Origin of the sequence: Pseudomonas sp. A25(2017), assembly GCF_002001065.1 — a bacterium.
GTDB classification, from domain to species: Bacteria; Pseudomonadota; Gammaproteobacteria; order Pseudomonadales; family Pseudomonadaceae; genus Aquipseudomonas; species Aquipseudomonas kilonensis.
Genome location: NZ_MUOA01000014.1, coordinates 1 through 524, shown reverse-complemented (window position 1 = coordinate 524; position 524 = coordinate 1). Strand labels below are relative to the sequence as shown.

The following is a 524-nucleotide window of genomic DNA, read 5'->3' as shown; positions in this document are numbered from 1 at the left end:
ACCGCGCCGTTGCTCAGGGTCACGGTCACTGGCGAGCCAGCGGCGTTGGTCAGGGTCGCGGTGTAAACGATGGAGCCACCTTCGGCGACAGTGTCAGTTGCCGAGAGCGTCAGGCCGGTAGTGTCCTGCACGTCGGTAACGGTGGTGTCGGCAGGCGTGCCATCGATGTCCAGTTTTTCGTAGTTGCCGCCCTGGGCGTCGTCAATCTTGACGCTCAGGTTATCGCCGCCGGCGAGGGCGTCGTTTGGTGTAACGAAGTTCACCGAAGCGGAGCTGGCGCCGACTGGGATAGTAATGGTCTGGCCGTTCGACAGGGTGATAACCAACGGAGCTTCGGTCACGGGTGCATTGACCGAGGCGGTGTAAACCACAGTCCCGCCTTCAGCGACGGTGGACGTTGCGGTCAGGCTGACAGTCGAGGTGTCGATGGTGTCGGTAACGTCAGTCACCGCCGGGGTAGTGCTCGGAACCAGTTTTTCGTAGTTGCCGCCAGTCGCTTGATCGATGCTGACTTCGACTTTGCC

At 61.3% G+C, this 524-nt stretch carries 1 protein-coding gene; it reads right to left on the bottom strand.

Features of this window, described 5'->3' with window-relative positions:
• Window positions 1-524, bottom strand: a 524-nt coding sequence (locus tag B0E42_RS00035) for an immunoglobulin-like domain-containing protein (protein WP_174599564.1), incomplete at both ends; no start/stop codon positions are given.